Below are 10,910 nucleotides of genomic sequence, written 5' to 3' on the forward strand. Positions count from 1 at the left end.
CCGACCCCCCGCCGGCCGCCCGAGGCGCCACCCGGCCGCCCCCGGGGATCCCCGGGGGCGGCCGTTCGGTGTTCGTGGCCCGGTGCGGTCCGGCCGGACGGGCGACCGGTCAGCCGAGCTGCTGCTCGATCGCGCGCAGCTTGCGCTCCAGCGAGTCCAGCTTCGGCATCGACAGGGTGTCGTCGTCGGCCGTCAGGTCGACGGTCGAGCCGCTGCGGGACGACCCGGTGCCGACGGACGAGGAGGACGAGGAGTACGAGCCGGACGAGTACGAGGAGCCGACGGCGGCGCGCGGCCGGCGGCCGGCGTCCAGGGCGGCCGACTGGAGCGAGGTCGAGGAGGTGGCTTCGGCTTCCGCGGCTAGAGCAGGCTCCGTAGCGCTCGGGCCGTCTCCGGCAGCCGTGAGGGCGGGCACCTGGCGGCCACCGCGGCCCCGGGAGAGCATGCCGCCCTGGCGGGAGATGGCCTTCAGCTCGGCCCGCTCGCGACGGTCGGCGGTACGGGCGCGGGCCTTGGCGTCCAGCTTCGCCTGGCGCTCCTCGCGCACCTCGTCGACCGCCTCGTCCAGGCTGCGGACGTTCTCCAGCAGCATCAGCGACCAGGCCGCGTAGGTCTCGCGCGGGGCGCGCAGCCAGCGGACGATGCGGATCTGCGGCAGCGGGCGCGGCACCAGGCCCTGCTCGCGCAGCGCGGCCTTGCGGGTCTGCTTCAGCGCCCGGTCGAACAGGATGGCCGCCGAGATCGACATGCCGGAGAAGAACTGCGGGGCGCCGTCGTGGGAGACACCGCGCGGGGCGTGCACCCAGTTGAACCAGGCCGAGGCGATCGCGAACACCCAGACCAGCAGGCGCGAGCCGAGCGCGGCGTCACCGTGGCTGGCCTCGCGGACGGCGAGGACCGAACAGAACATCGCGGCGCCGTCCAGGCCGAACGGGACGAGGTACTCCCAGCCGCCGGACAGGCCCAGGTTCTCCTTGCCGAAGCCGACCAGGCCGTGGAAGGAGAGGGCGGCGGCGACACCGGCACAGCAGAACAGCAGCGTGTACGAGGAGATGCCGTAGATCATCTCCTTGCGGCGGCGGCGCTCCTCGCTGCGCTCCCAGGAGTCGCCGGACTCGTCCTTCTTCGAGCTCTTGAAACGCAGCGTCGCCATCAGGACGGCGACGAACAGCAGGGCTGCGCCGCCGACGACGGTCCAGACCAGCTGTATGGAGGTCAGGTTCATTGCGGGTCGGGCCTCGGGTTTCCGCAGGGGACAGGATCACAGCGCGACACAGGCGGTCAGGGCCAGCCGTGCGGGCACTGCCTGACGGTTCGTTCGTCACCGCACGGCGCACCCGCCGAGCCCGCGCAGGGGCGGACGGGACACCTGTGCGGCTAGACGATATCGCGTCCAAGGGGGCGGCATGTTACGGGAGGGCGGCTGGCTCCGGCCAATCGACCCGCCAGTCGGGCCCGTTTGGGTAGGCGAGGGGGCGAACGGGGTATCCGATGGCCGGGCCGATGCCCGATCATTGGTCGGCGGACCGTCAGACCGCCTGGCGGAAGCAGGGGGAGAGGACGGCATGGTCTCGATCTGGGAGTACCTGCGCGGGGACAAGAGCTACACCTTCGACAACCCCGGCGGCCAGCACAAGGTCATACTCACCAAGTCGACCCCGCAGCACGCGATCACCGGGGCGGCCGCCACCACCGGCTACCTGTACGTCAACCTGCACTGGACGATGAGCTCCGGCGGCGCCTCCAGGCCGAGCACCGGGGACTCCGTCAGGCGGTTCTTCAGCCCGCGGTTCCTGCGGCCGCAGGAACCGGACTCGCCGCAGAACGCCGAGCCGACGAACGTCGACCTCGACCTGGCCTGCATGTACGAACTCTCCGACGGGTCCACGGGCGTGGTGCAGCCGCTCGGCGGGCTCTTCGGAGACCTCCAGAACCCGCCGTACATCAAGCTCAGCGGGGACGACCAGTACGGGGCGCCGTCCGGCGAGACGATGTACGTCAACCTGGAGAAGAAGGACAAGTTCAAGCGGCTGCTGATCTTCGTCTACATCTACGACGGCACGCCGGCCTTCGAGCAGTCGCACGCGGTGCTGACGATCGTGCCGCAGACCGGGCCCCGCATCGAGATCAAGCTGGAGGAGCGGGCCCGGGCGGCGCGCTCCTGCGCGGTGGTGCTGATCGAGAACGCGGGGGACAACCAGCTGACGGTGCGCCGCGAGGTGCGGTACGTCAACGGGTTCCAGGCGGACATCGACCGGCTGTACGGCTTCGGGTTGCAGTGGCAGCGCGGGTACAAGGGCGACTGACGGCGCGCCCCGGAGCGGGACGGGACGGGGCCGGGGGCTCGCCGGAGTGCCGTCGGGGCCCGCCGGGGTGCCGGCGCCGGGATGTCAGCGGGGCTGGAACTGCGGGCCCTGCGGGGGCAGCGCGAAGTCCTCGCCGGTGGGCGCCGCGGGCTGGGCCGTCGACGGCTGCGGGGGGACGGGCGGCTGCTGGCCGGTGCCGGGCTGCGGGTAGCCGTAGCCCGGGGGGCGCTGCTGCGGCGGGGCGGGGTGGTTCGGCTGGGGGTAGCCGTAGCCGGTGCCCGGCTGCTGGTACGGGGGCTGCTGTCCGGTGCCCTGCTGCTGTCCTGGGCCCTGCGGGGGGTAGCCGTAGCCGCCGGTGGGCTGCGGCTGGGGGTAGCCGTACCCCGTGCCGGGCTGCTGGGGGTAGCCGTAGCCGGTGCCGGGCGGGTGGTTCGGGGGCGCGGTGGGCGGCGGGGGCATGGTGGGCGGGGCCGTGGGCGGCGGCGGCACCGGTGCGGCGCCGGTGGCGTTCGCCGGGGGCGACGCCGGTGCGGCGGTCGGCGGCTGGGCGGGCTCGGGCGGTGACTGTGGGACGGCCGGGGCCAGGGTGAAGGTGCCCGGCTCGGGGGCGGTCGAGCGCGGGTCCGGCATCGGGGCGCCGCCGCGCGGGTCGAACGCGGCGGACGGGGTGGCCGGCGACTGGGAAGCGCGGCCGGCGTCGGCCTCCGCCTCGTCGTCGACGGTGATGCCGAAGTCGGTCGCGAGCCCGATCAGCCCCGAGGTGTAGCCCTGGCCGATCGCCCGGAACTTCCATGCCCCGGACCGGCGGTACAGCTCGCCCGCGACGAGCGCGGTGACGTTCTCGGCGTCCTCGATCACGAACTCGGCGAGCGCGGGCGCGCCCTCGCCGGCCGTGGCGTCGAAGAGCAGCAGACGCAGTCCGGGCACCGTGCGGAACGGCCCGCCCTCGGAGGAGCCGGCCAGCACCACACGGTCCACCTCGGCGGGCAGTTTGCCCAGTTCGACCTCGACCGTGTCGATGATCTCGGCGCCGCCGGAGGTCTGCTGCTTGGGCAGGTGGCGGACCAGGCCGGAGGGGTGGCGAGGCTGGTTGTAGAAGACGAAGTCGGCGTCCGAGCGGACCTTGCCGGTGGCGCCGAGCAGCAGCGCGGACGCGTCCACGTCCGGCGCACCGGGCGTGGCGCTCCAGCGCAGCACGGCGCGGACCGCCGCCGCCGGCAGTGCGATGTTGGCGCCCTTGGCCATCACGTGCGTCATAGCCGACCATCCTGCCCGTTCGCCACCCCTTCGGACAACGTGACCGGACCGGTCCGCGTCGGGTCGGACTTTGCCAAGACTTGCGCTTTCCGAGGTTTGCCGCGGTCGTTTCCGAGTTCCCCGCCGCCGCTTCCATGATCGTCAAGCGGATCGGGATGTTCCGGGAGTTCAGTGCCGGGGAACCGGGGCGGGCCGGGTCCCGTCCGTACGATGGACGGTCGAACGGCCCCCCGGGGGTCCGCCGCGGGAGTGTCCCGCGGCGGCGTGCCCAGGGAACCGTGGCGCCCGGACGGCCGGTCTGACCAGGGCGTCGTCGGCACCGGGCCGGAGGGCGGTCCACTTCCTGGAGGAGAGCACCTTGCGCCATTTCGGCCACCTCGCCGAGGACGTACGCGGCCGGCTCTTCCTGGAGCAGCCGCGCGCGTTCACCGCGCGGAGCGAGCCGGCGGTGCTCGCCACCGCCCTCGGCGGCACCCTCTACAGTCCGGCGACCAGGCCCGCGCTGGCCGCCGACATCCGGAAACTGGCCGGTCGGGGCGTGGTGTCGATGGTGCTCTGCCTGGAGGACGCGATCGCCGACCACGAGGTGGACGCGGGTGAGCGGAACCTGGTCGAGCAGTTGAATGACCTGGTCAAGGATTTCACCGACTGTACACACAGTCACCCCCTGCTCTTCATCAGGGTCCGTGCCGCCGCCCAGATCCTCGACCTGGCCAGGCGACTCGGCCCGGCCGTCGATCTGCTCAGCGGCTTCGTGCTGCCGAAGTTCACCCCCGCCAACGGCGGCGAGTACCTGGCCGCGCTGGCCGCCGCCGAGGCCGCGACCGGACGGCGGCTGTTCGCCATGCCCGTCCTGGAGTCCCCCGAACTCGCCCACCTGGAGACCAGGAGGGAGCAGCTCTTCGGCATCGCCGAACTGCTCGCCGGCCACCGCGAGCGGGTGCTCGCCGTCCGGCTCGGGGTCACCGACCTCTGCTCCGCGTACGGCCTGCGGCGCTCGCCCGACCTCACCGCGTACGACGTCGCGCTGGTCGCGTCGGTGATCGGGGACGTGGTCAACGTGCTGGGCCGGGCGGACGGCACCGGGTACACGGTCACCGGGCCGGTCTGGGAGTACTTCCCGGTGCAGGAGCGGATGTTCAAGCCGCAGCTGCGCCGGACTCCGTTCGCTGCCGCGGCGGCCGGCGGCGTCGGGGCGAGGGGCGGGGCCGGGGGCGGGGCCGGGGCTGGGATTAAGGCCGGGGCCGGGACCGGGGTGCTCCGGGCCTCCGGGGAGGAGGTCCGCCGGCGGATCATCGAGCACGACCTGGACGGGCTGATCCGGGAGGTCGAACTCGACCGGGCCAACGGCCTGCTCGGCAAGACCTGCATCCACCCCAGCCACGTACCCGCCGTGCACGCCCTCTCCGTGGTCACACACGAGGAGTACTGCGACGCCCTCGACATCCTGCGGCAGGAGCAGGACGGCGGTGGGGTGCTGCGCTCGGCGTACACCAACAAGATGAACGAGGCCCGGCCGCACCGGGCTTGGGCGGAGCGGGTGCTGCTACGGGCGGAGGTGTTCGGGGTGGCCCGGGAGGACGTGAGCTTCGCGGAACTGCTGTCGGCCTGCCTGTGCGGCTGACCGCCCCCCCCGGAGTGTTCCTCCCGCCGGGCCCGGGCCGTTCCTCCCTGTTCCCTTGGCGCGGATACGACGAAGCCCGCAAGCCCGCAAGCCCGCACGAACGCAAGCCCGCACGAACGCAAGCACGTACGAACGCACGAACGCGCCATCGCGCCATCGCACCATCGAAGGCAGGACCAGCAGTGACAGCAACACCGCAGACGTGGACCGGCCGTTGGGTCGCCGACCGGGCCGGGATAGCGCTCACCGGCTCCGAGCGCCTCCCCCAACTCGTCGGCCTCGCCCTGCGCTCGGGCAACCCGAAGCGCGCCCACCTGCTGGTCTCCACCGTGCTCGGCAAGCACGTGCCGCAGCGCCCCTCGGTGGTCCACGGCACCGGGCTCGAACTCGGCCGCCGGGTCCGCGAACTGCTCGGCCCGCGGGCCGCCGGGCGGGCCGTCGTCCTCGGCTACGCGGAGACCGCCACCGGCCTCGGCCACAGCGTCGCCGACGGACTGGACGCCCCCTACCTGCACTCCACCCGCCGTCCGGTGCCCGGGGTGTCGCCGCTCGGCGGCTTCGAGGAGGAGCACTCGCACGCCACCTCGCACCTGCTGCTCCCGGCCGACCCCGGACTCCTCACCGGGGACGGCCCGTTGGTGCTGGTGGACGACGAGTTCTCGACCGGCCGGACGGTGCTCAACACCATCCGCGACCTGCACGCCCGCCACCCGCGCGGACACTACGTGGTGGTCGCCCTGGTCGACCTGCGCTCCGCGGCCGACCGGCGCCGGCTCGACGAGGCCGCCGTCGAACTCGGCGCCCGGCTGGACCTGGTGGCCACCGCCAGCGGCGGCGTGGAGCTGCCCGAGGACCTGCCGGCCCGGGCCGAGCGGTTGATCGCGGAGGCGGCGGCGGTCGAAGTGCCCCCGGCGGACGGTGCCGCGCCGCTGGTCCGGGTGGCGCTGGACTGGCCGGCCGGGCTCCCGGATGGCGGCCGGCACGGCTTCACCGTCCGCGACCGCGCCCGGCTGGACGCCGCACTGCCGCGGCTGGCCGGGCAGTTGGCGCAGGCCCTGCCCGCCGGGGCGGAGCGGGTGCTGGTGCTCGGCTTCGAGGAGCTGATGTACGCGCCGCTGCGCCTGGCCGGCGCCCTCGCCGACCGCCTCGGCGGCGACCGGGTGCGGTTCTCCACCACCACCCGCTCGCCCGTCCTGGCGGTCGACGACCCCGGTTACGCGATCCGCACGCGGCTGGCCTTCCCCGCCCACGACGACCCGCGGGACGGCGGTTCGACCGAGCGCTACGCGTACAACGTCGCCCCCGGCAGCGACCGGGCGCGGCGCTTCGACGCCGTGGTGCTGGTGGTCGACGACGTGGCCGACACCCCGGCGCTGCACCGGGGGGAGCGCGCGCTGCTCGGCCAGCTGCGGCAGGTGACCGGCTCGGTGGTGCTCGCGGTGCTGCCGTCGCACCGGCCGGCCGTGGCCCCGGCTGCGGCCGCGGCCGCGTCCCAGGCGCCCTCGCTGTCCGCGCCGGCTGCCGCTCCGCTGCCTCCTCCTCTGTACGGGCCGGCGTTCTCCTCCTACCCGGCCGAGGAGGTGGCCTGGCTGCTCAAGGACCTCTCCGGGGTCGCCCTGGAGGCCCCGACCGAGGAGCGGGAGGAGGCCGTCCAGAACGGCGGCGCGCACTACGCCGAGTCGCTGCCGGTCGAGTACCAGCCCAGCCCCGAGTACCAGGAGCTGTTCCACCACGCGCTGCGCGGCTCCGCCGGCCGGATCGCGCTCGGCGTCGGCACCGTCGCGGAAACGTTGCTGCTGGAACGCGGCCCCGGCCTGGTGCTCGCCTCGCTGGCCCGGGCCGGTACGCCCGTCGGCATCCTGATCCGCCGCTGGCTGGCCTTCGCGCACGGCCTCTCCGTGCCGCACTACGCGGTCTCGATCGTGCGCGGCCGCGGCATCGACCCGGTCGCGCTGCGGTACCTGGCGGCCCACCACCGCGCTCGGGACGTGGTGTTCGTGGACGGCTGGACCGGCAAGGGCGCGATCACCCGCGAACTCGCCGACGCCCTGGCCGGCACCGGCTTCGACCCGGACCTCGCGGTGCTCGCCGACCCGGGCCGCTGCGTGCGGACGTACGGCACCCGGGACGACTTCCTGATCCCGTCCGCCTGCCTCAACTCCACCGTCTCCGGCCTGGTTTCGCGCACCGTGCTGCGGCCGGGGCTGATCGGCCCGGACGACTTCCACGGTGCCAAGCACTACGCGGACCTGGCCGGGAGCGACGTCTCGGCGGTCTTCCTGGACACGGTGGCCGCCCGCTTCGGCGAGGTGCGGGCCGCGGCGGTCGAGCGCGCCGGGCGGCTGGCCGCCGCCCCGGACCGGGCGCCCGACTGGGCCGGCTGGGCCGCCGTCGAGCGGATCAGCGCCGAGTACGGCATCGACAACGTCAACCTGGTCAAGCCCGGTGTCGGCGAGACCACCCGGGTCCTGCTGCGCCGCGTCCCCTGGCGGATCCTCGCCCGGCGCGGCGCCGGCGTCGACCTCGACCACGTCCGGCTGCTCGCCGCCCAGCGCGGTGTCGTGGTCGAGGAGGTGGACGGCCTGCCGTACACCTGCGTCGGCCTGATCCACCCCCGCTACAGCCGGGGCGCGACCGGGGTCGACGGGCGGAGTGTGGTGACCGAGAGCAAGGGGAGGAAGACCTGATGGGTGTTCTGGTGGCCAGCGACCTCGACCGGACGCTGATCTACTCCGAGCGGGCCATGGCCCTGGACACGTCGGACCGGCCCGCGCCGCGGCTGCTCTGCGTCGAGGAGTACCAGGGGCGGCCGCTGTCCTTCATGACCGGGCGGGCCGCCGCCCTGCTCGCCGAACTCGCCCGGGAGACCTGCTTCGTCCCGGCCACCACCCGGACGCCGGAGCAGTACGGGCGGATCCGTCTGCCCGGCCCGACACCGGACTGGGTCCCCGCGTACGCGATCTGCGCCAACGGCGGGCAGCTGCTGGTGGACGGCGTGCCGGACGGCGACTGGCGGACCGAGATCACCGGGCGGATCGCCGCCGGCTCGGCCCCGCTGGAGGAGGTGGTCCGGCGGCTCGCCGAGTGCGCCGCCCCGGAGTGGACGCGCAAGCGGAGCGTCGCCGACGGGCTGTTCGCCTACCTGGTGGTCGAACGGGCCGCGCTGCCGGAGGGCTGGCTCGCGGAGCTGACCGGCTGGTGCGCCGAGCGCGGCTGGACGGTCTCCCTCCAGGGGCGCAAGGTGTACGCGGTGCCCGTGCCGCTCACCAAGAGCGCCGCGCTGGCCGAGGTCGTCCGACGCGGTGGCGGGGCGGACGGCGGCAGTGGCGGCGCGGCTGGCAGGGGCGCGGGCGGCAGGGGTATGGGCGGTGGGGGCGCGGACGGCGGGGGTGCGGACGGCGGGGGTGCGGACGGCGGCGCGGTCACTGTGCTGGCGGCCGGCGACTCGCTGCTGGACGCGGACCTGCTGCTCGCGGCGGACGCGGGTTGGCGCCCGGGACACGGCGAGCTCGCGGACAGCGGCTGGACGGCCCCCGGCGTCACCGCCCTGGCGGAGGTGGGGGTGACGGCGGGGGAGGAGATCGTCCGGCGGTTCCTGGCCGCGGTCTCGGGTGCGGCGGGTGCCCCCGGTCCCGCTGGTCCCGCTGGTCCCGCTGGTGCGGCGGGTGCTACCGGTACCGCCGGTGCCTCCGCCGGTTCCGCGCTCTCCGGTTAGCCGCAGCACCCGCCGCCGCAGCAGCCGCCCCCGCTCGGGGCCTGCTGCGGCGCGCCGCCGGCCGCGCCGGTGACGGCGACGGTGGACAGCAGCTTCACGGTGTCCTGGTGGCCCTGCGGGCAGACGGCGGGGGCGTTGGCCTGGGCCATCGGGCGGCGGAGCTCGAAGGTGGCGCCGCAGGAGCGGCAGCGGAAGTCGTAGCGTGGCATACCGGCAGCGTACCGACCGCGCTCAGTGCTGCTGGCCGAGATCCCCGCGAATCATGCCGATCACCCGCGCCGCGGTGTCCCGCACCGCCGCCAGCTCGGTCAGGAAGTGCCAGTAGTCGGGGTGCCGGCCGGCCGCTTCCAGGGTGGCGACCGCGCGGTCCAGCCGGGCCACCGCCTCGTCCAGCGGGCCGGCGTGCCTCGGGTCCGGCGCGCTGCGTCCGGCCATCGCGAGGCGCTGCGCGTCCCGGGTGGCGAAGCGGGCCCGTTCGACCTCCCGGCTGGGGTCGTGCTGCACCTCGTTCAGCTGCCGCAGCCGGTCGTTCACCGCGAGCACCGAGCCGTCGGCGGTCTCCAGCAGCGCGCGGACCGTGCCGATCGCGGCGGTGGCGTCCGCCCAGCGCTGCTCGTCCCGGGCTCGGGCCGCCTCGGCGAGCTTGCGCTCGGCGGCGTGCCCGGTCTCCGCCACCTGGTCCGGCACCCGCTGGAGGTCCTGCCAGCAGGCGGTGCTGAACCGGCGGCGCAACTCGCTCAGGGCGGGCGGGACCGTCTCGGCCTTGGTCCCCAGCGCCTGGATGCGGGTCCGCAGGCTCGCCACCCGCCGGTCGATCTCCCGCGCCCGCTCCGGCAGCTGCCCGGCGTCGCCGGCGATCGCCTCGGCGCGCTGCTTCACGTCGTCCGCGCGCCGCAGCGTGTCCGCGACCCCGTGCCGGGCCGGTCCCTCGTTCAACCGGCCGAGCTCCGGTGCCAGTTCGGCCAGCCGGGCGGCCAGGTCGTCCGCCCGCAGACCGGCGCCGCGCACCTCGTCCAGCGCGTTGCTGGCCGCCAGCAGCGCGCGCTTGGCCTGCTCGACCGCCGGGGTGACCCGCATCAGCTGCTGCTCGGCGTGCTGGACGGTCGGCTGCAGACGGCGCAGGAAGTCGTTCAGCTCCGCCCGGGCCGAGCCGAGCTGGCCCTTCACGTCCTCCAGCTGCCGCCTGGCCCGCATGGCCGCACCCGCGTCCAGGGCCTCGCTGTCCAGGTTGTGGGCGTCGAGGGCGGCGAGGTAGTTCACGGTGACCTGATCGACCCGGCCGGAGATCGCCGCCAGATCGTCCAGCGCGCGCTGCGCCGTCCGGCCCTCCTCGCCCGCGCGGACGGTCTCCACCGCGAGCTGCACCTCGCGCTGGGTCTCCTCCAGCTCGTAGAACGCCTCCTGGGCCGCCGCCCGGGCCTCCCGGGCCTGCGCCCGCTCGCCCTCGCCACCGCCGCGCCGGCCCCACCAGCCGCCGCTCCCGGCCGACGCCAGCACGACCGCCCCCAGCGCACCCGCGAGCACCACCGGCAACACCAACGCGTCGGCCGCCGCACTCCCCGCCCGACGCCGCCCCCGCCCGCTCCCGCCGGCCACCGCCACTGCGCGCTCCCTGTTCCGACCCGCTGATCCGCCCCCCATTCTCCCCGATCCCCCCGCCGACCCGTCACCCCCTCCCAACCCGTCCGCCCCCCTCCCGGCGCGCCTGCGCCCTCCCACCCACCGCCCCACCGGGCGCCCGGCCCCCACCACCCCCCGGGACCAGGTACCCTAGGCTCTCGTCGTGCGCCCGCCGGGCCGCGGCAGGGGGCGCGTAGCTCAGTGGTAGAGCGCTGCTCTTACAAAGCAGATGTCGGCGGTTCGAAACCGTCCGCGCCCACCCCTCGAACGGCAGAGACACAGGCTGCGGCCCAGGGAGGGAAAAAGTTCCCGCCCCGGGGCCCACTAGGTGCCGCAGGGTCGGGACAGTCTCCAGAAAGTCTCCGCGCCCGGGTTGAACGCCAGGGTA

Annotated in this window: 8 protein-coding genes and 1 tRNA gene; 5 read left to right on the forward strand and 4 right to left on the reverse strand. The window is 74.9% G+C overall.

From position 1 onward, the window contains the following. Positions 1-109 precede the first annotated feature (109 nt). On the reverse strand, positions 110-1,225 hold the full coding sequence (locus tag ACFRAR_RS36715) for a DUF2637 domain-containing protein (RefSeq protein WP_380704430.1): 1,116 nt from the start codon (positions 1,223-1,225) through the stop codon (positions 110-112). 340 nt (positions 1,226-1,565) lie between these two features. On the opposite strand from ACFRAR_RS36715, the gene ACFRAR_RS36720 reads away from it, so the two are divergent. Further along, entirely contained in the window at positions 1,566-2,306 is a 741-nt protein-coding gene (locus tag ACFRAR_RS36720; protein WP_380704432.1) for a Tellurium resistance, read from the forward strand. Between the two features lie 84 nt (positions 2,307-2,390). On the opposite strand, the gene ACFRAR_RS36725 is transcribed toward ACFRAR_RS36720, so the two are convergent. Further along, positions 2,391-3,563 carry a TerD family protein gene (locus ACFRAR_RS36725; RefSeq protein WP_380704434.1) on the reverse strand — a complete coding sequence of 391 codons (1,173 nt, stop codon included), beginning with the start codon at positions 3,561-3,563 and terminating at the stop codon, positions 2,391-2,393. Positions 3,564-3,921: 358 nt separating this feature from the next. Between ACFRAR_RS36725 and ACFRAR_RS36730 the strand changes: the two genes are divergently transcribed. From ACFRAR_RS36730 to ACFRAR_RS36740, 3 genes are all read left to right on the forward strand, one after another. Next, positions 3,922-5,187, forward strand: coding sequence for an HpcH/HpaI aldolase/citrate lyase family protein (locus ACFRAR_RS36730; protein ID WP_380704436.1), 1,266 nt, complete (start codon positions 3,922-3,924; stop codon positions 5,185-5,187). 182 nt (positions 5,188-5,369) lie between these two features. Next, positions 5,370-7,874 (forward strand): phosphoribosyltransferase, encoded by a 2,505-nt coding sequence (locus ACFRAR_RS36735; RefSeq protein WP_380704438.1) that lies wholly within the window; start codon positions 5,370-5,372, stop codon positions 7,872-7,874. Next, positions 7,874-8,902, forward strand: a complete 1,029-nt coding sequence (locus ACFRAR_RS36740; RefSeq protein WP_380704440.1) for an HAD family hydrolase — start codon at positions 7,874-7,876, stop codon at positions 8,900-8,902. Before ACFRAR_RS36735 ends, ACFRAR_RS36740 begins: the two co-directional genes overlap by 1 nt. Here the strand turns inward: ACFRAR_RS36740 and ACFRAR_RS36745 are convergent. Beyond that, positions 8,899-9,111, reverse strand: coding sequence for a zinc ribbon domain-containing protein (locus tag ACFRAR_RS36745; RefSeq protein ID WP_380704442.1), 213 nt, complete (start codon positions 9,109-9,111; stop codon positions 8,899-8,901). The genes ACFRAR_RS36740 and ACFRAR_RS36745 overlap by 4 nt on opposite strands. Positions 9,112-9,133: 22 nt before the next feature. Next, positions 9,134-10,543, reverse strand: a complete 1,410-nt coding sequence (locus tag ACFRAR_RS36750; RefSeq protein ID WP_380704444.1) for a hypothetical protein — start codon at positions 10,541-10,543, stop codon at positions 9,134-9,136. A gap of 166 nt (positions 10,544-10,709) precedes the next feature. Between ACFRAR_RS36750 and ACFRAR_RS36755 the strand changes: the two genes are divergently transcribed. Beyond that, positions 10,710-10,781, forward strand: a tRNA-Val gene (locus ACFRAR_RS36755). Positions 10,782-10,910 lie beyond the last annotated feature (129 nt).

Origin of the sequence: Kitasatospora sp. NPDC056651 (assembly GCF_042792155.1) — a bacterium.
Taxonomy (GTDB): domain Bacteria; phylum Actinomycetota; class Actinomycetes; order Streptomycetales; family Streptomycetaceae; genus Kitasatospora.